Annotated in this window: 18 protein-coding genes; all 18 read left to right on the forward strand. The window is 37.4% G+C overall.

The features are described 5' to 3' along the window. Positions 1-442: 442 nt before the first annotated feature. The 18 genes from PHP06_06035 to PHP06_06120 all read left to right on the forward strand — a co-directional run bounded on the left by PHP06_06035 (position 443) and on the right by PHP06_06120 (position 22,054). Complete coding sequence (locus tag PHP06_06035) at positions 443-1,597, forward strand: Gfo/Idh/MocA family oxidoreductase (GenBank protein ID MDD3840118.1); 1,155 nt, start codon at positions 443-445, stop codon at positions 1,595-1,597. A gap of 16 nt (positions 1,598-1,613) precedes the next feature. Then, on the forward strand, positions 1,614-2,645 hold the full coding sequence (locus PHP06_06040) for a sugar phosphate isomerase/epimerase (GenBank protein ID MDD3840119.1): 1,032 nt from the start codon (positions 1,614-1,616) through the stop codon (positions 2,643-2,645). Between the two features lie 535 nt (positions 2,646-3,180). Further along, a complete protein-coding gene (locus PHP06_06045) occupies positions 3,181-3,378 on the forward strand; it encodes a hypothetical protein (GenBank protein ID MDD3840120.1) in 198 nt (65 codons plus the stop codon). Continuing rightward, positions 3,368-3,853 carry a tRNA (uridine(34)/cytosine(34)/5-carboxymethylaminomethyluridine(34)-2'-O)-methyltransferase TrmL gene (trmL, locus tag PHP06_06050; GenBank protein ID MDD3840121.1) on the forward strand — a complete coding sequence of 162 codons (486 nt, stop codon included), beginning with the start codon at positions 3,368-3,370 and terminating at the stop codon, positions 3,851-3,853. Before PHP06_06045 ends, trmL begins: the two co-directional genes overlap by 11 nt. A gap of 35 nt (positions 3,854-3,888) precedes the next feature. Then, entirely contained in the window at positions 3,889-5,502 is a 1,614-nt protein-coding gene (locus tag PHP06_06055) for a Na/Pi cotransporter family protein (protein MDD3840122.1), read from the forward strand. Positions 5,503-5,583: 81 nt separating this feature from the next. Beyond that, positions 5,584-6,429: a DegV family protein gene (locus tag PHP06_06060; GenBank protein MDD3840123.1), complete on the forward strand. Its 846-nt coding sequence runs from the start codon at positions 5,584-5,586 to the stop codon at positions 6,427-6,429. A gap of 144 nt (positions 6,430-6,573) precedes the next feature. After that, positions 6,574-7,959 (forward strand): RNA polymerase factor sigma-54, encoded by a 1,386-nt coding sequence (gene rpoN, locus PHP06_06065; GenBank protein MDD3840124.1) that lies wholly within the window; start codon positions 6,574-6,576, stop codon positions 7,957-7,959. Between the two features lie 128 nt (positions 7,960-8,087). After that, positions 8,088-9,116: a sugar-binding domain-containing protein gene (locus tag PHP06_06070; protein MDD3840125.1), complete on the forward strand. Its 1,029-nt coding sequence runs from the start codon at positions 8,088-8,090 to the stop codon at positions 9,114-9,116. A gap of 51 nt (positions 9,117-9,167) precedes the next feature. After that, positions 9,168-10,181, forward strand: a complete 1,014-nt coding sequence (gap, locus tag PHP06_06075) for a type I glyceraldehyde-3-phosphate dehydrogenase (GenBank protein MDD3840126.1) — start codon at positions 9,168-9,170, stop codon at positions 10,179-10,181. A gap of 59 nt (positions 10,182-10,240) precedes the next feature. Further along, on the forward strand, positions 10,241-11,434 hold the full coding sequence (locus PHP06_06080; protein ID MDD3840127.1) for a phosphoglycerate kinase: 1,194 nt from the start codon (positions 10,241-10,243) through the stop codon (positions 11,432-11,434). A 13-nt stretch (positions 11,435-11,447) separates the two neighbouring features. Continuing rightward, entirely contained in the window at positions 11,448-12,194 is a 747-nt protein-coding gene (gene tpiA / locus PHP06_06085; GenBank protein ID MDD3840128.1) for a triose-phosphate isomerase, read from the forward strand. A 10-nt stretch (positions 12,195-12,204) separates the two neighbouring features. Continuing rightward, positions 12,205-13,749, forward strand: coding sequence for a 2,3-bisphosphoglycerate-independent phosphoglycerate mutase (gpmI, locus tag PHP06_06090; protein MDD3840129.1), 1,545 nt, complete (start codon positions 12,205-12,207; stop codon positions 13,747-13,749). Positions 13,750-13,779: 30 nt separating this feature from the next. Next, complete coding sequence (eno, locus tag PHP06_06095) at positions 13,780-15,069, forward strand: phosphopyruvate hydratase (protein ID MDD3840130.1); 1,290 nt, start codon at positions 13,780-13,782, stop codon at positions 15,067-15,069. Between the two features lie 132 nt (positions 15,070-15,201). Then, positions 15,202-15,432, forward strand: a complete 231-nt coding sequence (gene secG / locus PHP06_06100) for a preprotein translocase subunit SecG (protein ID MDD3840131.1) — start codon at positions 15,202-15,204, stop codon at positions 15,430-15,432. A gap of 77 nt (positions 15,433-15,509) precedes the next feature. Next, positions 15,510-17,480: a sodium-translocating pyrophosphatase gene (locus PHP06_06105; GenBank protein ID MDD3840132.1), complete on the forward strand. Its 1,971-nt coding sequence runs from the start codon at positions 15,510-15,512 to the stop codon at positions 17,478-17,480. Between the two features lie 167 nt (positions 17,481-17,647). Continuing rightward, entirely contained in the window at positions 17,648-18,199 is a 552-nt protein-coding gene (locus PHP06_06110) for an HDIG domain-containing protein (GenBank protein MDD3840133.1), read from the forward strand. Between the two features lie 105 nt (positions 18,200-18,304). After that, a complete protein-coding gene (rnr, locus tag PHP06_06115; protein MDD3840134.1) occupies positions 18,305-20,422 on the forward strand; it encodes a ribonuclease R in 2,118 nt (705 codons plus the stop codon). A gap of 135 nt (positions 20,423-20,557) precedes the next feature. After that, positions 20,558-22,054 carry a VanW family protein gene (locus PHP06_06120; GenBank protein ID MDD3840135.1) on the forward strand — a complete coding sequence of 499 codons (1,497 nt, stop codon included), beginning with the start codon at positions 20,558-20,560 and terminating at the stop codon, positions 22,052-22,054. Positions 22,055-22,158 lie beyond the last annotated feature (104 nt).

Raw genomic sequence — 22,158 nt, forward strand, 5'->3', positions numbered from 1 at the left:
GTAGTTGAAGAAGAATTAAAAAAGTGCGCATAATAGTAAAAAGCAAAAAAAATTCTCCCCTAGGGGAGAAGAGCAATACATTTTAACAGAGATAAAAAAGTGTTTCATTTTAACTTGCATTTAGCGTGTTAATAAAATAGAAAAAATAAGTATTGACATTAATTCTCCGGCGTGCTATCATAATAAAAGAAGTTTATAAAGCTTTGTATTACACCATTCTATAATTATTGTGAAAATCAAGTTTCATACTATTCTATAAAAAGACGGAACAAAAACACATGCTGCCATGATATGAATATTGCCACTATTTTTAAAACTAATGCTATGTACTTTTCTTTGTAATAATTGACCTTTCAAGCAATTATAAGTCAGCAAAATTCGTATATTAAGTTTTATTGGAAATTTATTAACTTAGCTATACAAATATAGGGGGTTCGATAAATTGAGAAAGATAAAAACGGGAGTAATAGGAGCAGGTTTTATAGGAGCCACCCATATAGAAATCTTAAGAAGATTAGGATATGTAGATATAGTAGCCTTGGCAGAAACTGATCAAGAGCTAGCAGATCAAAAAGCAGAGGAGTTTTACATACCTAAAGCTTATGGAAATTACAAAGACCTGATAAAAGATCCAGAAATAGAAGTAATACATAATTGCACACCTAACAATATGCACCTAAAAGTAAACACGGAAATCATAAAAGCAGACAAACATATCTTTTCAGAAAAACCATTAGCCATGGATAGCCAACAATCCTTACAAATGTTAAACCTATTAAAAGAACATAAAATAGTTCATGGAGTAAATTTCAATTACAGAATGTACCCATTAGCCCAAGAGATGAAACAAAAAATAAAAGACGGAGAAATAGGAGATATAAGACTAGTTCATGGTTCATACCTTCAGGATTGGTTATTGTATGATACAGACTATAATTGGAGGGTGGAACCAGAAGTAGCGGGAAAAACTAGGGCTATAGGAGACATAGGCTCCCACTGGTGTGATCTAGCCCAGACAGTAACCGGACTAAAAATAGAAGAAGTATACGCAGACCTATCTACAATAATTCCTATCAGAAAGAAATCTAAAACAGTAGAAACTTTTAGTGTAAACAAAGAGTTGACAGATTACGAAGACAAACGAATAGAAACAGAGGACTGGGCAGCAGTATTAATAAAATTCAACAATGGAGCTCGTGGAGTATTTTATGTATCACAAGTAAGCGCAGGTCGGAAATGTTATTTCAACATAGAAATAAATGGTTCCAAATCCACATTTTATTGGAATCAGGAAAAAGGAGATAGGATGTGGGTAGGATATAGGGATCAACCTAACCGTGAAGTAATGAGAGACCCTAATCAAATGACGCAAGACTCCAAAAAATATGCATTTTTACCAGGTGGGCATCCTGAAGGCTGGAACGATGCATTCAAAAACAACCTATCAGCATTCTATACATTCATACTGCAGGGCAAGGATATAGACAAAGATCCTGCAGATTTTGCTACCTTTAGAGAAGGACATGACATAATGGCTATAACCGATGCGATAGCAGAAAGCAGTCAGAAAAAACAATGGGTAAAAATTAATAGGTAAAAAAGGAGGATAAAAAATGTCAAGATTCAAATTTTCAGCAGGACCGTGGAACGTGGACGAAGGAGCTGATATTTTCGGGCCAGAAGTAAGAGAAACTATATCATTAGAAGACAAAATAAAGAAATTTAAAGAAATAGGACTAGACGCAGTGCAATTTCATGACGATGATGCAGTACCCGAAATAAACAACCTAACGGAAAAAGGTATAAAAAACAGAGCGAAAGAAGTAAAGGAAATGCTTGATCAATATGGGTTGGCAGCAGAATTTGTAGCACCAAGACTATGGATGGATCTTCGTACTATAGATGGAGGATTTACCTCCAACAGCCCAGAAGACAGGGAGTTTGCAAAATGGAGAGCATTAAGGTCGGTGGATATAGCTAAAGAATTAGGCTGTGACATAATAAACATATGGCCGGCAAGAGAAGGCACAGTATGTTATGAAAGCAAAGATCCTGTAGAAGGCGTAAACAGAATGATTGAAGGTATAAATGTAATACTGGAGTATGATAAAGATATCAAAGTATCGTTAGAAACAAAACCCAACGAACCTATAGACAGGAGTTTTTGTCCCACCATAGGTCATGCATTAGGCTTGGCAGCTAGAACGACAGCTCCTGACAGAGTAGGGGTAACGATGGAAACTGCGCATGCTGTGTTGGCAGGGCTGGATCCTGCAAGTGAAATGGCCTTTGCGATGGCGTTTGGTAAACTGTGGAGTGTACATTTAAATGATCAGAACGGGATCAAATATGACCAGGATAAGGTATTTGGAGCAGAAAACCTAAGACAGGCTTTTAACCAGATAAAAGTACTAGTAGATCATGGTTACGGCAAAGGCGGGGAATATATAGGTTTGGACGTAAAAGCTATGAGAACCCAAAAACAGGAAGTATGCTATAAACATTTAGAAAACAGCTTAAAGATAGCCAAGATGTTAGAAGAAAAGGCTAATAAATTCGACAAAGAATTTCAAAATAAATGCATACAGGAAAGGGATTATGAAGCACTAGAAATGTATGTTATAGAGTTGCTTTTAAAGGGATAATAATATTAGGTATGAAATGTAAAGCAGAAAACCGTCTCCTTCTTGGTATTAATATAAATACAGCTGGGAAAGAGATGGTTTTTTCATTCCTGATTTTCAAAGTACTTTTAAATATTTGATCTGGAATATAATTATTACAACAGTATCAAACAAAACATTTTCATATAGAATAAAACGATAAAATTTGATATAATTCTTTTGGATATATAGCCAGGGTATACCCTGGCTATTTGTTTGAATGGAGGTATATCCATATGGGTATGTTAGGGACTTGACAAAGGATATACGTGCTATGTGGAAGAAAAGATATAGGTGAAGATATTATGAGATTTTTATATATGGGAAAATGGAAAGTAAAACTGCTTCTTTTTTCTTTAGAACTCATAAAGTAGAAAAAAAGGGAATATCAATAACTCAAGGTATACTTTTTAATGAACATATAGCTTATGACGATATATAGAATATTTCAGAATACCTGGGCATGAAGTCTTTGGGACTGGGTATAAGATGGAGTGTACTGGACCAGTAGGGAGGATTGGGAACAGTATTTGTGGTTACCTATATGGACAGTTTAGTAGAAATTAATTTAGAAAAAAGTATAAAATGCAGGTTTTTTGGCATAATACCCTTCCCTTTTAAGACAAAAAAGGTAATAATAAATATAGATGACAAAAAGCTTTTTATAAAAGAAGTAAACAAACGCATCAGAAGGGATGAGGAATATGAGTCTTAACATAGTACTTGTAGAGCCTGAAATACCTCAAAATACTGGTAATGTTGCCAGGACATGTGCAGCCACAGGTCAAAACCTGCACTTGGTAAAGCCACTGGGATTTTCGGTGGATGATAAACATTTAAAAAGAGCCGGGCTGGATTACTGGCATTTATTAAATATTTATTACTATAATTCTTTAGAACATTTCTTTAGGGAAAATAAAGATGGACAATTTTATTTTTCCACTACCAAGGGGGGGAATATATACAGCGATATAAAATATCAGGATGACTGTTTTTTGATATTTGGCAAGGAAACGGCTGGCCTTCCTGAACATTTATTAGCCCAAAATTTAGATAGATGCATAAGGATCCCTATGATAAATGATGCTAGGTCTTTAAATTTGTCGAATTCTGTGGCTATAGTATTGTATGAAGCATTAAGACAGCTGGGCTTTAAAGATCTTAAACTTAAGGGAAAAATAGGTATATAGTATTTAATATAAATGACTACGGAGGAGTTGAACAGATGAACTTATTTATCAATGTATTGATCCAGTTTGCAGGAGGACTGGGATTATTTGTATTTGGAATGAAGATAATGGGGGATGGTCTTCAAAAGGCTGCAGGGACTCGGATGAAAAAATTGCTGGAAATACTCACCACAAATAGATTTCTTGCAGTGATAATGGGTGCTTTGGTTACTGCAATAATTCAAAGCAGCAGCGCCACTACTGTGATGTTGGTGGGTTTTGTAAATGCAGGGCTTATGAGTCTTGCTCAGGCAACCGGGGTTATAATGGGTGCCAATATAGGAACTACCATTACCGCACAACTTATTGCCTTTAATCTGACAGCAATTGCACCGCTGGCAATACTGTTAGGTGTAGGGATGAAACTTTTTTGCAAGAAAAAATCAAGTCAAAGAATGGGAGAAATAATAGCCGGGTTTGGTATCTTATTTTTTGGTATGGATACTATGAGTGGAGCTATGAAACCTTTGAGAGGAAATGCGGTATTCCAGCAGATGATCATTAATTTGGAAAATCCGATTATCGGTGTATTAGTAGGATTTTCTATAACAGCAATATTGCAGAGCAGCAGTGCTTCGATAGGTATACTTCAAGCCCTTGCTTTTCAGGATCTAATTACTATAGATTCTGCACTGCCAGTATTGTTCGGTATGAATATCGGTACATGTGTGACTGCAATGATAGCCAGCATAGGTACTAATAAAACTGCAAAGAGAACAGCGGTTATTCACTTGCTTTTTAATGTTATAGGTACTTTTATTTTTCTCATATTAATAAGATTTGTGCCATATTCAGAATTTATAAAGTCACTTTCTACAGATACCAGCAGACAAATTGCACATGCCCATACTATTTTTAATATAGTGAATACTATATTGTTATTCCCGTTTGCAAATACTATGGTCAACATGTCCAATAGGTTGGTACCGGGAAAAGAAGATGACACTGAGCACCGATTAAAATATTTGGACATGCGTATACTAGAGACCCCTTCAATTGCGGTGGGACAGGCTATAAAAGAAGTTGCTAGGATGGGCAGTTTTGCATTACAAAATCACCAGGCATCCATGGGTGCGTTGATCAAAAAAGATGAGGGCTTGGTAAATGATGTATATGAGCGTGAAAAGATTATAAACTACTTAAACAAAGAGATTACAGATTATCTCATCAAGATATCTGTTCTATCCCTCTCTTCAGAACAGTCCCAACAGATTACTGGTTTATTTCATACTGTTACCGATATAGAAAGAGTAGGGGATCATGCGGAAAATATAGTTGAACTTGCCCAACATAGTATAGATCATAACCTGTTTTTTTCGGATATAGCGATCTCTGAACTAGAAGATATGAATGGTAAGGTAGCGTCTATATTAGAGGATTCTATAGAATCACTAAAAACAGGCGATAAGAATTTAGCCAAAACGGTGGAGCCAAGGGAAGATAAAATTGATGATCTGGAGCAACAGTTGAGGGATAGCCATATAAAGAGGTTGGGCGAACAAATGTGTGTGGCTGAATCCGGTATTATCTTTTTGGACGCTATTAGCAATCTTGAAAGGATTGCTGACCATGCATCAAACATAGCATTTTCAGTATTAAATCACCTATAAAAAGAGGATTTTTATGAGTTTTTGGAGAAATATAAATAGGTATAATAAATAAAATCATTCTTTGGTATGGAGGTATAATAAATGAAAAAAATAAAAATAATTACCGATAGCGGGTGTGATCTGGATAAAGATGTATTGGATGAACTGGACGTATATATGATTCCACTTAAAGTGAACTTTGGAGAGGAAACGTACAAAGACAGGGTAACATTGAGCACAAGAGAGTTTTATGATAAACTAGATAGCTTTGAGGGGATTCCAAAGACTTCTCAAATTCCGCCTGCGGAATTTATTGACGAGTTTAAAGAGTTTTTAAAGGATGGTTATCATATAATATATATCGCTTTTTCATCAGGGCTGAGCGGAACATATCAAGCAGCTTGTCTTGCAAAAGATATGATGGAAACAGAAGATATAGATGTAGTGGATTCAAAGGGTGCATCAGTAGGTTTTGGCTTGATGGTAAGAGAAGCTGCACTGATGGTCAAGCAGGGTAAAACTAATGAGGAAATTGTAAAAAGAGTTGAATATATGAGAGATAGGATGGAGCATATATTTTTGGTGGGAAATCTTGAGATGTTAAAAAAAGGTGGACGTATTTCCAAAACTCAAGCTCTAATGGGTACCCTTCTAAATGTAAAGCCTGTACTGCAGTTTGAGGATGGTTTTATAGTGCCTTACGAAAAAGTAAGGGGGGAAAAGGCTGCCTTTAAAAGGATGATAGAGACAATGAAGATGAGAGGCCATAATATACAAAATCAGGTGATAGGGTTGAATTATTCAAGGGATATTGATTTATGCATGAAGCTCAAGGAAAGGATAGAACAAGAGTTTGGAGTAAAAGAATTTGTGATATCTGAGATAGGTGCAGCTATAGGGTCTCATGTAGGGGCTGGAACTACCTCAGTGTTTTTCATGAGAAAATAGTTTTTGCTACAGAGCCGATATCAGTAGCTTATCCCTTTATTTATAATATGATATATTATTGAGAACTTATAAATATAATTTAATAGACCTAGTTTAAATTTGGATCAGTTTTATATATCAGTTATTTATTAAGGAGCGGTAATAATGGAAATGGGGTTTGGGCTGTCCATTCATCAGACTCAAAAGTTGATAATGACTGAAGAACTCAGACTGGCTTTGAAGATCTTACAGATGCCTGCCACGGAGCTTACTGAATTTATTGACGAACAAATACAGACAAATCCGGTATTAGAACAGGAGGAGAACAGTACAAGGGTTGAAGGTCAGGATATAGTAGGGTTGGAATATGAGTCTCCTGTAGATTGGGCAGAATACTTTGACGATCAGGAAAGCTATAGGGATACAGATAGAAGAACTAGTGCTAGGGAAACAGTTGTATATGAGAATTTTGTTTCTATGGCACCTACATTACAGGAACATCTGTTAAGGCAGCTTTCAATGATGAAAATACCAGATTTGTACAAAAAGATATGTATGTTCATAATTGAAAGCTTGGACGAAAATGGATACCTTCAGATGACTAAACATGATGTTGCTAAAATACTGGATATTGATAGGGATAAGGTGTCAAAGGCATTGAAACTGGTGCAAAGCATGGAGCCCTATGGGGTCGGTGCCAGGAGTCTTAAGGAATGCCTTATAATACAGCTAAAACAAAAAAAGATGTTAACCGATACTGTGAAGAATATCATTTTAGAACATTTAAGGGATTTGGCTCAAAACAGATTTAAGGTTATCTCAAAAAGCATGGATATTCCTGTAAAGTATGTGCAAAATATCAGCGATGAGATAAAGAAGCTTGAACCAAAGCCAGGGAGACAATTTACCACATCGGGCAGAGTAAGGTATATAATACCAGATGTTATTGTACAAAAACAAGACGATGATTTTATAATTATCGTGGCCGACTATTCTGCTCCTAGACTTAAGATAAGCAAATACTATAAAGATTTACTAAACCAGAGTGGAACTAGTGATTCTGTTTCTGATTATCTGAACAAAAAGCTTAATTCTGCAATGTGGCTTATAAAGTGCATAGACCAAAGGAGAACAACGTTGTACAATGTGGTCAGGGAAGTGGTGGATTATCAGAGGCAATTTTTGGAAAAGGGAATTAAATTTTTAAGACCATTGAATTTAAAAGACATAGCCTGCAAGCTGGATATACACGAGTCTACAGTAAGCAGAGCTATAAACGGTAAATATGTTCAGACACCAAGAGGCATATTTGAATTGAAGTATCTATTTTCAAGCGGGATTATGACTGAAAAAGGCAATAATATATCATCTGAGAGTGTAAAAAAAATTATCAAAGAAATAATAGATAATGAAGATGTAAAAAAACCTGAAAGCGATCAAAAGATTACAGATAAGCTTTTCCAACAGGATATAAAGATATCCAGAAGGACTGTTACAAAATATAGAGAAGAAATGGGCATACCGTCTTCAAATAAAAGAAAAAGGTATTAAAATATGTTGAAAAGGCTGATAAAATAATATAAAATTATATGTGGAGTAAATACTCCATATTTTTTTAGGCAGGTGGGACATTATTTGATATGCGGGACATTTTCAGCCCAACCGAAGGAGTTATACATATGAACAAAACCCGTGTGTTGCTAAAAAAAATAGTGCCAGAACTAATAGAATTGCTAGAAAAAAGATATAATATACTTCGAAGTCTGTTTTATATGCAGCCGGTGGGCAGAAGGACTCTAGCTAATCATCTAAATACAGGAGAAAGAAATGTCAGAAAGGAAGTGGCCTTCTTAAAGGAGCAGGGACTTATAGAGACCACTCCTATGGGAATGAGTATAACACCAGCAGGTGCGAACCTGTTAGAAAATTTGAAGGATTTCATGCATTCCATAAAGGGGTTGAGCGAGTTTGAGGAAATATTGAGTGAAGCCCTTGAGCTTAAAAGGATAATCATAGTTCCTGGGGATTGCGATAGTAATCATTTGGTGTTAAAAGAAATGGGAAGGGTGGCAGCAAACTATCTCAAAACAATAATAAAAAAGGATAGTATAATAGCAGTGACCGGTGGTACTACAGTAGCTGAAGTGGCTAACTCATTTACCCCTATGCATCCAAAAAACAAAATAATGGTAGTTCCTGCTAGAGGTGGAATGGGAGAGAGTGTTGAGATACAGGCTAGTACGATTGCAGCTGTTCTTGCAAAAAGAATAGGCGGTACATATAGACTTTTGCATGTCCCCGATAATTTGGCCCAGCATACTTTAGAGACAGTGATGAATGAACCATCTATAAAAGAAGTAATAAACAATATTAAAAAAACTAATATTTTAGTGTATGGTATAGGAAGAGCAGATGAGATGGCAAGGCGAAGAAGACTGGATCAAGGACAGATGAAGCTATTAGATGAAAGGGGAGCGGTTGCAGAAGCTTTCGGGTATTATTTTGCTGCAGGAGGAGAAGTGGTATATACTACTGTAAGTGTAGGTTTAAGATTTGAAGATTTGGGTAATATACAAAATATAATAGGTGTAGCAGGGGGAAGACAAAAGGCTAGGGCTATTATGGCTGTGGCAAAGCATACAAAAAATAGTGTATTGATAACCGATGAAGGGGCTGCAGCAGAGATGATAGGACTAATAAATGCATAAAAACATTTATTTTATATAAATTATTATAAATTTAACAGGAGGAATGATAACATGGCTGTAAAAGTAGCTATTAATGGTTTCGGAAGGATTGGGAGAAATGCTTTTAAAGTAGGTATGGCTAAATATAAGGATGAGATTGAATTTGTTGCAATCAATGATTTGACAGATGCAGGGACATTGGCTCATCTTTTAAAGTATGATTCTCTCTTTGGAAGGTTTGAAGGTGAAGTTGAAGCAAAAGAAGGTGCATTGGTTGTTGATGGCAAAGAGATAAAGATATTCGCTGAAAGAGACCCTGAAAACCTGCCCTGGAAAGAGTTAGGGGTAGACGTAGTAATTGAAGCAACCGGTCTTTTCAGGGACAGAGAAAAGGCATCCAAACATATTAAAGCAGGAGCTAAAAAGGTAGTTATTTCTGCACCTGCTAAAAACGAAGACATTACAATAGTCATGGGAGTTAATGAAGACAAGTATGACGCTGAGAACCATCATATTATTTCAAATGCTTCATGTACAACAAACTGTCTTGCTCCATTTGCAAAGGTACTTAATGATGAATTTGGTATCGTGAAAGGCTTGATGACAACAGTTCACGCATACACAAATGACCAGAAAATATTGGACCTTCCTCATAGTGATTTAAGAAGGGCGAGAGCTGCTGCACTTTCAATGATACCTACAACTACAGGGGCAGCAAAAGCAGTTGCGTTAGTTCTTCCTGAGCTAAAGGGGAAATTGAACGGTTTTGCCATGAGAGTTCCTACACCTACTGTTTCAGTAGTTGATTTGGTTGCAGAATTAGAAAAGGAAGCGACTGTTGAGGAGATCAACGCAGCCTTTAAGCAAGCAGCCGAAGGAAGTATGAAGGGAGTATTGGGCTTTAGCGAAGAGCCGTTAGTATCCATCGATTACAAAAAGGATGCAAGGTCTTCAATAGTTGATGGGTTGTCCACAATGGTGATTGAAGGAAACATGGTAAAGGTACTTTCTTGGTATGATAACGAGTGGGGCTATTCAAATAGGATAATTGATCTTGTAAGCTATATAGCCAGCAAAGGACTTTAATAATAAAAGGTCCGGTTTTATAGGACCGGGCCTTTTAAAATGCTATTTAAGAGGTGATTATGGTGAACAAAAAAACTGTAGAAGATATTGATGTTAAAGGTAAAAGGGTGTTGGTGAGAGTTGACTTTAATGTCCCTCTTGACGAAAACAAGAATATAACTGATGAAACTAGAATAAAAGCGGCTATTCCTACTATAGATTATCTGTTGAAGGGCGGGGCAAAGGTTATACTGATGTCCCATTTAGGAAGGCCAAAGGGTGAGTTTGATCCAAAATACAGTTTGTCCCCTGTTGCTAAAAGATTATCCGAACTATTAGATGCAAAGGTTACATTTTTAAATAAGGCTGTGGGAGAGGAAGTAAACAAAGCAGTGATGAGCATGAATCAAGGGGAAGTAATACTGCTGGAGAATGTACGTTTTTACAAGGGAGAAAAAAAGAATGACCCGGAATTTGCCAAACAGCTATCGGATTTAGGGGAAATATATGTAAACGATGCCTTCGGAACAGCTCATAGAGCTCATGCTTCAACAGAGGGTGTTGCAAAATATCTTCCTGCAGTGGCAGGATTTTTGATAAAAAAAGAGTTAGAAGTAATGGGAAATGCTCTTGCCCAACCACAGAGGCCTTTTGTAGCTATATTAGGGGGTGCCAAGGTTTCAGATAAAATAGGAGTGATAGAAAACCTGATAGATAAGGTTGATACTCTGATAATAGGCGGAGGTATGGCGTATACATTTTTGAAAGCAAAAGGATATAATGTAGGAAACTCATTATTAGAACAAGACAAAGTCAAGCTGGCAGGGGAGCTGATGAAAAAGGCGAAGGATAAAGATGTAAAATTATTGATCCCTGTGGATACGGTAGTGGCTCAAGAGTTTAAGCCGGATGCACATCACAAAACAGTGGATTCTGACAATATAGAAGATGGATGGGAAGGCCTGGACATCGGTGAAAAGACTAGAGACATATTTACACAGGAGATTAAAAATGCTAAAACTGTGATATGGAATGGACCTATGGGTGTTTTTGAAATGCCTGCATTTGCAAAAGGAACTGAAGCTATGGCCCAGGCGTTGAGCCAGTGCGATGGGATTACCATTATAGGAGGAGGAGACTCTGCTGCAGCGGTTACACAGCTGGGATATGCGAACAAAATGACGCATATTTCAACAGGAGGAGGAGCATCGTTGGAATTCCTTGAAGGTAAGGTATTACCTGGTGTAGCAGCGCTGCAAGAAAAGGATATGTGAGGGGGAACTTGTAATGAGAAGGCCTGTAATAGCAGGAAACTGGAAGATGAATAAGACCGTTGATGAAGCGATCCAGTTGGTAAATGATTTAAAAGAAAGGGTTAAAGGAGCAGAGGCTGAAGTAGTGATTTGTCCTACCTTTGTTTGTCTTCAGCCGGTTAAAGAAGCGCTCAAAGGTACAGATATTAAGATAGGTGCACAAAATATGCATTGGGAAGAAAACGGCGCATTTACCGGAGAGGTATCTCCTACAATGCTAAAGGAGCTAGGCATAGATTATGTAATAATAGGTCACTCGGAGAGAAGACAATACTATGCGGAGACTGACCAGACGGTAAACAAGAAAATATTATCTGCATTTGAACATGATATTATCCCCATACTATGTGTAGGAGAGACCCTTGAACAGAGAGAAAAAGGCGAAACCAAGTCTGTTGTTGAAAGGCAGACTCAAAAAGCTCTGCAGGGGCTCACCGCTGAACAGACCAAGGGCATGATAATTGCATATGAGCCTATATGGGCGATTGGAACCGGAAGGACAGCTTCTTCGCAGGACGCAAATGAGGTAATAGGTTTTATCAGAGAGACGGTATCAGAGATGTTTGGAAACGATGTGGCGGCGAATATCAGAATACAGTATGGTGGAAGCGTTAAGCCTTCAAATATAAAAGAGCTTATGAGTATGCCCCATATTGACGGAGCTTTAGTAGGAGGAGCTAGCCTCAATGCCGAGGACTTTGAAGGAATTGTTAATTTTTAAGGAGGGCATCATGGCAAAAGATACAACAGCATTGATAATACTTGATGGATTTGGCCATTGTGATGTCAGAGAAGGCAATGCTATCAAATTGGCTGACACAAAAAATATAGATAGTCTCAAAAAAGAATATCCAAGTGCATGTATACATGCAAGTGGGTTGGATGTGGGGCTCCCAGAAGGACAGATGGGCAATTCGGAGGTAGGCCATCTTAACATCGGTGCCGGGAGAATAGTTTATCAGGATTTTACTCGGATAAGTCTGTCTATAAAAGAAGGAGATTTTTTTAATAAAAAGGAATTTCTTGATGCTATAGACAATGTGAAAAAGCATAACTCTCAGCTTCATATAATGGGCCTTTTATCGGACGGAGGGGTACATAGCCACATAGAACATTTATATGCTCTTCTTGAATTGGCTAAAAAACATGGATTATCTAAAGTTTTTGTGCATGGTTTTTTAGATGGCAGGGATGTACCTCCTGCTTGTGCTAAACAGTACATAGAGGCATTGGAAGGTAAGATGAGAGAGCTGGGAATCGGGAAGATAGCTACTATTTCTGGAAGATATTATGCTATGGATAGGGATAGAAGATGGGATAGAAATCAAAAAGCGTATAATGCTATAGTGTTAGGAGAAGGAGAAATAGCTGATAATGGGATAGAAGCCGTTGATTTGTCATATAACCTAGGTAAAACGGATGAATTTGTGTTACCCACGGTTATACAGGAAAACGGTGGACCTGTAGCAGTTGTCCAACCCAATGATTCTGTGATATTCTTTAATTTCAGGCCGGATAGAGCCAGACAGATAACTAGAAGCTTTATCGAGAAAGATTTCCGTGATTTTGAGAGAAAAAATGGTTATGTGCCTGTGTTCTTTGTATCCATGACACAATATGATAAAACCTTTGAAAATCTGAAGGTTGCATTTAAGCCCCAACGGCTGGAAAATACATTGGGGGAATATTTGAGCAAGTTAGGTAAGAAACAGCTCAGGATAGCAGAAACTGAAAAGTACGCCCATGTGACATTTTTTTTCAATGGAGGCGTAGAAAAGCCCAACGAGGGAGAGGACAGGGTTCTTATACCTTCTCCTAAAGTCCCTACTTATGACCAAAAACCTGAAATGAGTGCGCTGGAAGTTACGCAAGAAGTGATAAATAGAATAGATTCACAAAAATATGATGTGATCATATTAAACTATGCAAATCCTGATATGGTAGGACATACCGGGGATTTGACAGCAGCCATTGATGCTGTAGAAATAGTGGATAAATGTGTGGGAAAGGTGATAGATGCCATAAGAAAGCAGGGTGGTAAGGCTATAATTACTGCAGATCACGGTAACGCCGAGTTGATGAGAGACATAGCTACAGGAGGTACGGTAACAGCTCATTCTACAAACCCGGTGCCCTTCATATTAGTCGATGACCAAAGAAAAGACGTTTCATTGAGAGATGGTGGACGACTTGCGGATATAGTTCCCACAATGCTTGATATAATGGGTATTGAAAAGCCCGAGCAAATGACGGGTCAAACTTTGATTAAAAAATAATTTTTTGAATATGAAAGGAGAAAAAAGGTTATGACAACAATTTCAGATTTATTTGCACGAGAGATACTGGATTCCAGAGGAAACCCTACTGTAGAGGTTGAAGTTTTTCTGGAAGGCGGGGCTGTTGGAAGAGCATCTGTTCCTTCAGGTGCATCCACAGGTGCTTTTGAGGCAGTAGAATTAAGAGATGGAGATAAATCAAGATATTTAGGCAAAGGTGTAGAAAAAGCAGTAAGCAATGTCAATGAAGTAATTGCACCTGAATTAATCGGGATGGATGCATTGGACCAGACAGGTATAGATAATTTTATGATAGAGTTGGATGGGACAGAGAATAAAGGTAAATTAGGGGCGAATGCAATACTGGGAGTTTCACTTGCTGTTGCAAGGGCTGCAGCAGAACAGCTTGGAATGCCGCTTTTCCAGTATTTAGGCGGAGTTAACGGCAAAGTATTGCCTGTTCCTATGATGAACATATTAAACGGTGGGGAGCATGCTGACAATACAGTTGATATCCAGGAATTCATGATAATGCCTGTAGGAGCTGAAAACTTTAAACAAGCTTTAAGGATGTGCGCTGAAGTATTCCATAATCTTAAAAAAGTGTTGGGCTCAAAAGGATACAGTACTGCAGTAGGTGATGAGGGCGGTTTTGCTCCAGACCTTAAGACTAATGAAGAGGCTATAGAAGTAATATTAGAAGCGGTAGAAAAGGCAGGTTATAAGCCTGGTGATGATGTAAGAATAGCTATAGATGCTGCAGCGAGTGAGCTGTATGATAAAAAAGATAAAAAGTATCATTTCCCTGGCGAAGGAGTAGTGAGAACCTCTGAGGAAATGGTGGATTATTATGAAGAATTGGCAAACAAATATCCTATAATATCACTAGAAGATGGCCTTGATGAAGAAGATTGGGAAGGATGGAAGCTGTTAACTGATAGGTTAGGGAAAAAGATACAGTTAGTGGGAGATGACTTATTTGTTACCAACACTGAGAGATTGGCCAGAGGGATAGAGTTAGGTGTTGCCAACTCTATATTGATAAAAGTAAACCAGATAGGTACATTGACTGAAACACTTGATGCCATAGAGATGGCTAACAGGGCAGGATATACAGCAGTTGTTTCCCATAGATCAGGAGAAACTGAAGATTCTACTATAGCTGATTTAGTTGTTGCTGTAAATGCAGGACAGATCAAGACAGGTGCACCTTCTAGGACCGATAGAGTGGTTAAATATAACCAGCTCCTGAGAAATGAAGAAATTTTAGGCGATTCTGCGCAGTACCTCGGCTTGGATGCATGGTTTAATTTAAAATAAGGGGTATTTTAATATCCCTTATTTTGCCTTTTATTGATTTTTACCGTAGGTTGTGATAAAATAACCGTATTATAAATATCTATATTGACTCTCACGGGTATTAATAGGTATTTTTTAAGGAGAGATGAAACTGTGAAGCTGTTTATTACTATAGTACAAATGCTTTCTAGCATATTCCTTATTGTGGTAGTCCTCTTGCAGGAGGGCAAAAGCGCAGGTATATCGGGTGCTATATCAGGTGGGGCTGAAACTATGTTTGGTAAAAATCGTGCAAAAGGGATAAGTGAAAAGCTGAATAATTGGACTAAATATGTTGCGATAGCTTTTATAGTATTATCCATAATACTTGGAATGATGCAGTAATAAAACAAAAATTAATTATTTATATCACTTTGACATAGAATGTTAAAGTGATATATTGTTTTGGGAGTGTGGGATTAATGGATGGTGAATTAAGCAGTATATATTATTTAGTACCTATTTTTGCTGTGTTGGCGCTTTTATTTGCTTTATCCTTGGTATCTAAAATCAATAGACAGGATGCCGGTACAGGGCGGATGAAGGAAATTGCTGAAAGCATACATAAAGGTGCAATGGCATTTTTAAAAAGGGAATACAGGATGTTGCTTCCTTTCATAGTAGTATTATTTGTACTGCTTTGGTGGAAGATTGACGGTGCTACTGCAATATGTTTTGTGGTAGGTGCTTTATTTTCTTTGCTTGCAGGATATTTTGGGATGAATGTTGCCACTAAGGCAAATGTAAGGACTGCAAGTGCAGCTCGACATGGAGAGAATAAGGCCTTAAATATTGCATTTTCCGGTGGTGCAGTTATGGGAATGTCAGTTGTAGGCCTTGGTTTGCTTGGGCTATCGGTACTTTACTTCATATTCAAAGATGTAGTAGTGATCACCGGTTTTGGGCTGGGAGCAAGCTCAATCGCTCTTTTTGCCCGTGTAGGAGGAGGGATTTATACCAAAGCCGCCGATGTGGGTGCAGACTTGGTGGGGAAAGTAGAAGCCGGCATACCGGAAGACGACCCTAGAAACCCAGCGGTGATAGCGGATAATGTAGGAGATAATGTGGGAGATGTAGCTGGCATGGGAGCTGACCTTTTTGAATCATATGTAGGCTCAATAATATCTGCTATAACTCTTGGTATCATTGTTTTTGGCATTGAGGGTGCTTTATATCCCTTATTTCTTGCTGCATTTGGTATTGTGGCTTCAATTATAGGCAGCCTTTTCGTGAGAGGAAAGGAAGGTACTGATCCTCAAAGATGTTTAAGCTTGGGTACCCTTGTTAGTGGAATACTTGTAGTGATAGCATCTTTATTTTTAAGCAATATATTTTTAGGTAGCCTTATGCCTTCTTGTTCAGTGATATCCGGACTTATAGCAGGTATAATTATAGGTAAACTCACAGAATACTATACTTCTGCAGATTATAAACCTGTACAAGAGATAGCCGCTCAATCTGAAACAGGAGCAGCTACTAATATCATAAGCGGTTTTGCAACAGGTATGATGAGTACAGCCTTGCCTATGATATTTATCGCAATAGCCATTTTTATTGCTTTCAAAACAGCAGGTCTTTACGGAATAGCACTTGCAGCGGTTGGAATGCTATCTACAACGGGTATGACAGTAGCTGTTGATGCTTATGGTCCTATAGCTGACAACGCAGGTGGAATTTCTGAAATGGCAGGACTGGGTCCTGATGTAAGGGCTATCACTGATAAACTTGATTCAGTGGGTAACACTACAGCTGCAGTGGGCAAAGGATTTGCTATAGGTTCTGCTGCATTAACTGCATTAGCGCTTTTTGCATCTTATTCTCAAGCTGTTGGCCTTGAAACGATTAATATCATAGACTCAAGGGTTATAATAGGAATGTTTATAGGAGGAATGCTACCTTATCTTTTTTCCGCACTTACTATGCAGTCAGTAGGGAAAGCGGCCCATGAGATGATAGAAGAGGTAAGGAGACAGTTTAAAGAGATAGAAGGATTGATGGAAGGCAAAGCAAAACCCGACTACGAGAGATGTGTAGATATCAGCACTACTTCTGCATTGAAACAGATGATAATTCCCGGACTTATAGCAGTAATAGCTCCTATATTGATAGGATTTTTGTTAGGTAAAGAAGCATTAGGAGGATTATTGGCAGGAGCATTGGTAACAGGTGTGCTCATGGCTATACAGATGGCCAATTCAGGTGGAGCCTGGGATAATGCCAAAAAATATATAGAAGATGGGGAGCATGGCGGTAAAGGTAGTCCTGCTCATCAAGCAGCAGTGGTGGGAGATACTGTAGGGGACCCGTTTAAGGACACATCAGGTCCATCAATCAATATATTGATAAAATTAATGACTATTGTGGCTTTGATTTTCGCACCATTGTTCATATAAATAAAGAGAAACTTTAAAGTTTCTCTTTATTTGGTTAATAGGTTTTGACTATTAACCAATATTATACATTGTGATATAATGATAAAAAAGCTGTACTGCAACAGTATTTAAGTTTATAAAATATATGTGTGAAACTGTAATGCTCTAACTGATGGGGAGGGAGTAGATTGGATAGACAACAGGCAGTAGCTTACGTGAAGAAGCACTTAAAAAACAAGAATCTGTTCAAACATGTGCTTGCAACTGAAGCTATAATGAAAAAGTTAGCAGAGGACCTGAATGAAGATACGGAAAAATGGGCACTGGCAGGCTTATTGCATGATATAGATTATGAAAAGACTGCAAAAGATGCCCGGCAACATAGTTTGTTAGGAGCTAAAATGCTTGAAGAACAGGGGATAAGTCCGGATATCGTTTATGCCGTAAGAGTGCATAATGAGATTCATGGATTAGAGAGAAAAACAAATATGGACAAGGCTTTATACTGTGCTGACCCTACAACAGGTCTCATAGTTGCTGCAGCATTGATAAGCCCTAACAAAAAGCTTTCGGATATAGACGTGGATTTTATCATAAGGAGATTTGGGGAAAAGGCCTTTGCCCGGGGCGCTAACAGAGAACAGATAAAGAGCTGTTCGGAGCTAGGCTATTCTCTGGAAGAATTTATCGGACTGTCCTTGGAGGCCATGAGAGAAATATCGGAAGATCTTGGGTTATAATGAGTTTGATTTGTATTTAAAATTCGTGATATAATGATGCACCCGTGTTTTCGGGTGTTTTTATTTTTTTATAATTGGGTAAAATAAGCATAGAGGAGTGATGAGGTGAATATAAAACAAAACATACTTGAATTTATGGAAGAAAGAACATATAAACCTATGACTATAAAAGAACTTATAAATGGGATGAATTTTTCTTCAAGCGACACACAATTATTAAAAGAAATTTTAAAGGAAATGGAGAAGGAAGGGCTTGTAATAGTTACACGAAAAAAGAAATATGCTTTACCCCATAGATTGAATATTATATTAGGAGTACTACAGGGCAATAAAAAAGGCTTTGCATTCTTAATTCCCGATGACAAGACTATGGGGGATGTATATATATCTCCGGAAAATTGCAATGGTGCCATGAACGATGATAGGGTTATGGTAAAATTGCTCCCTAAAACAGAACGGGGGAATTCCCTTGAAGGAGAAGTTTACAGGATAATTGAGCGAGCGAATCATGAAGTGGTAGGTACATTTGAGGACAGCAGAAACTTTGGTTTTGTGGTGCCTGATAATCGTAAGATTTTTTACGATATATTCATACCTAAGGGTGAGACAGAAGGCGCAAAGACTGGTGCAAAAGTTGTAGCCGAGATCACTAAATGGCCTGAAAAGCGTAGGAATCCTGAAGGTAAAATAGTCGAAGTGCTAGGGCAGAAAGATGATATAGGCACTGATATATTATCTGTAATTCGCCAATACAATCTTTCCGAACATTTTCCGGAAGAGGTAAAAAAACAGGCAGAGTCAATTCCTGATCATGTATTAGATCAAGAGTTAAAGAAAAGAGAAGATTTAAGACAAATAGAAATGGTCACAATAGACGGTGAAGACGCAAAAGACTTGGATGATGCAGTTTCAGTTCAGATGCTGGAGAATGGAAATTATCTGTTGGGAGTACATATTGCCGATGTAAGCCATTATGTAAGAGAAAACAGCCCATTAGATCAAGAAGCTTATAACAGGGGATGTAGCGTGTATCTAGTGGACAGAGTTATACCCATGCTTCCTAGAGAGCTATCCAACGGGATATGCAGTCTTAATGCAGGTGAGGATAGACTTGCACTTACAGTGTTTATGGAAATAGACAAAAAAGGTGATGTTAAAAATCACAGGATAACTGAAAGTGTGATAAATGTAAATGAGCGGATGACTTATACCGATGTTACATCTATTTTAGAGGATGACGATCAAGAACTTCGTCAAAGATATGGATATCTTTATAAGCAGTTCAAAGATATGGAGGATCTTTGCAGAATATTGAGAAGGAGAAGGATGGAGAGGGGAAGCATAGATTTTGATATGGAGGAATCAAAGATCAACCTAGATTTTGAAGGTAATCCCACAAGCATATACAAATATCAAAGGGAAATATCAAATCAAATAATTGAGGAGTTCATGCTGAAATGCAATGAGACTATAGCTGAATCTATGTTTTGGCTAGATATCCCTTTTATATACAGGATACATGAAGAGCCTGATTCAGATCGATTACTTGAATTCAATGAATTTATCCATAATTTTGGATACAGATTAAAAGGTATAGGGGGAGATATACACCCTAAAGCCCTTCAAACTTTGCTTGAAGAGATAAAAGGGAGAAAAGAGGAAAGCATCATAAGTGCAATAATGCTTAGATCCTTAAAAAGAGCTCGTTATAATGCCGAGAATTTGGGGCATTTCGGGCTGGCTGCCAAGTTTTATACCCACTTTACTTCTCCGATAAGAAGATATCCTGATTTGGTTATACATAGAATTATAAAGCAGATGAATGGTAATAAACTAAATGAAAGGCGAATAAATATATTAAAGGATAAAGTACAAGATATCGCTTATAAAAGTTCACAAAGAGAGCGCTTGGCTGAAGAAGCGGAGAGAGAGACTGAGGACCTTAAAAAGGCAGAGTACATGAGCAGCAGGATAGGCCAAGAATATGACGGCATTATTTCAGGAGTCACCAGCTATGGTATCTTTGTTGAACTTGAAAACACAATAGAAGGGTTGGTGAGAGTAACTGCCTTGGAAGATGATTATTATATATATAATGATAAGCATTATTGCTTTATAGGCGAGAGAACCAAAAAAGTATATAGGCTAGGCGATTCAGTGAGAGTGAAAGTTCTAAACGTAGATATCCCTAGCAGGGAGATAGATTTTGAATTTGTTGAATAGAGATAAAACATTATTAAAAATATATTACAAGACTTTAATTTTTAATTATGTTTTATCATTATTATTTACTTTACAGGCTAGTTTATTGTAAAATCATTGAAGTGTAACATATATTCTGCTCATTGGAGGATAAATATGGAAGCAACGCAACAAGTTGTTAAAAAGCGAAGGAACCCTTTATTAATTGTAGGTATCATAGTTTTAATACTATTTTTAATAGCATGTGGAGCTGTGGGTGTATATGCATACCAGATTTTAAACCTTAACACTATATATTACAATATATACATAGATGGGATTGATGTGAGTCAAATGACTAAACAGCAGGCTGTTGATAAATTAAATGAACTACATCAACCTGAATTGGATAAAATCAACATTAGACTGACTTATGAAGATGATGTTTGGGAATTTGGATACCGAGATGTTGACGCAAAATACAACACAGAGCAAGTGGTAGATGAGGCATATAAAATAGGGAGACAGGGAAATGCATTCAGGAAGTTAGCTGAAATATACCGAGTTAGAAATGAAGGCGTTAAATTTAATACCAACATGACTTATGATGATACGCTTTTAGAAGATAAAGTAAAACAGATATCTGAACAAGTGGATATTGAACCTGTGGATGCTGTGATAGAATTTTATCCTGATAACAAACAAAAGTTCAGCATTAGCAAAGAAAAATCCGGGCAAAAATTTGATTTTGAAAAGACCATGAATACTATAAGGCAAAAACTTAAAAACAAAGATTATGGCGATGTAGAACTTGTAATAAACCCTGTACAGCCTAAGGTTTTTTCAAAAGACCTTCAAAAATGTACACATAGGATAGTGTCCTTCAGTAGTTCTCTGGGAAATAGTACAGAAAGCAGAAGGGCAAATGTGAGGGTTGCATCTAAGGCGTTTCATGGTAAGAAAATAGATCCCGGGCAGGTATTTTCCTTAAATGAAACTACAGGCGAGAGAACAGCTGCAAAGGGCTATAGAGAAGGGCAAGTAATAATAGGGAATAAACTGGTAGACGAATTGGGAGGAGGAGTTTGTCAAGTATCCTCTACTCTATACAATGCAGTTTTGATGGCTGACCTAGAAATAGTTGAACGCTATCATCATGCCTATCCGATATGGTATATACCCAAAGGTTTAGATGCTACCGTTTATTATGGTGTGAAGGATTTTAAATTTAAAAACAATAGAGATACACCGGTTTTTCTTGCAAGCTATATATACAATAATCAGTTAAATATACAGGTTTATGGTGAACCTTTACCTAACAATAGGGAGGTAAGATTATCTACAAATGTTTATGCAACAATTCCTGCTCCTGGATATGACAGAATAGTGGATAAAACATTGAAACCCGGGCAAGAGGTAGTAGAGGCTCCTGCTAGGCAGGGATATAAAGTAAAGTCTTACAAGGTGATATACGAGAACGGTAAAAAGGTTAAAACGGAGCTTATTGCAAATGATTATTTTAAACCCTTTAAAGGGGTAATAAAATATAATCCAGAGAAGCCGAAACAAAAGCCAGATACTAAAAAGGAACAAGCCAAGACACCCGAAAAATCTGACAATAAAACACCATCTGATTCTGACGACAGTGATGAAACAGAGCAAACAGAACAATAACATGCTTTGGTCACATAATCAGTGACTTGACAAGTGATATATAAATGCTATAATATATGATACGTTGAATGTGCCCTATTCTTCCGAATAGGGTTGTTTTTCTT

It is taken from the genome of Clostridia bacterium, assembly GCA_028698525.1.
Classification (GTDB): Bacteria; Bacillota; Clostridia; order JAQVDB01; family JAQVDB01; genus JAQVDB01.

What these genes read in the sequence shown, in the direction of transcription:
- PHP06_06040 (MDD3840119.1), top strand. Translation starts at nt 1,614, where the DNA reads ATGTCAAGATTCAAATTTTCAGCAGGACCGTGGAACGTGGACGAAGGA.
- trmL (MDD3840121.1), top strand. Translation starts at nt 3,368, where the DNA reads ATGAGTCTTAACATAGTACTTGTAGAGCCTGAAATACCTCAAAATACT.
- PHP06_06055 (MDD3840122.1), top strand. Translation starts at nt 3,889, where the DNA reads ATGAACTTATTTATCAATGTATTGATCCAGTTTGCAGGAGGACTGGGA.
- PHP06_06060 (MDD3840123.1), top strand. Translation starts at nt 5,584, where the DNA reads ATGAAAAAAATAAAAATAATTACCGATAGCGGGTGTGATCTGGATAAA.
- rpoN (MDD3840124.1), top strand. Translation starts at nt 6,574, where the DNA reads ATGGAAATGGGGTTTGGGCTGTCCATTCATCAGACTCAAAAGTTGATA.
- PHP06_06070 (MDD3840125.1), top strand. Translation starts at nt 8,088, where the DNA reads ATGAACAAAACCCGTGTGTTGCTAAAAAAAATAGTGCCAGAACTAATA.
- gap (MDD3840126.1), top strand. Translation starts at nt 9,168, where the DNA reads ATGGCTGTAAAAGTAGCTATTAATGGTTTCGGAAGGATTGGGAGAAAT.
- PHP06_06080 (MDD3840127.1), top strand. Translation starts at nt 10,241, where the DNA reads ATGGTGAACAAAAAAACTGTAGAAGATATTGATGTTAAAGGTAAAAGG.
- tpiA (MDD3840128.1), top strand. Translation starts at nt 11,448, where the DNA reads ATGAGAAGGCCTGTAATAGCAGGAAACTGGAAGATGAATAAGACCGTT.
- gpmI (MDD3840129.1), top strand. Translation starts at nt 12,205, where the DNA reads ATGGCAAAAGATACAACAGCATTGATAATACTTGATGGATTTGGCCAT.
- eno (MDD3840130.1), top strand. Translation starts at nt 13,780, where the DNA reads ATGACAACAATTTCAGATTTATTTGCACGAGAGATACTGGATTCCAGA.
- PHP06_06105 (MDD3840132.1), top strand. Translation starts at nt 15,510, where the DNA reads ATGGATGGTGAATTAAGCAGTATATATTATTTAGTACCTATTTTTGCT.
- PHP06_06120 (MDD3840135.1), top strand. Translation starts at nt 20,558, where the DNA reads ATGGAAGCAACGCAACAAGTTGTTAAAAAGCGAAGGAACCCTTTATTA.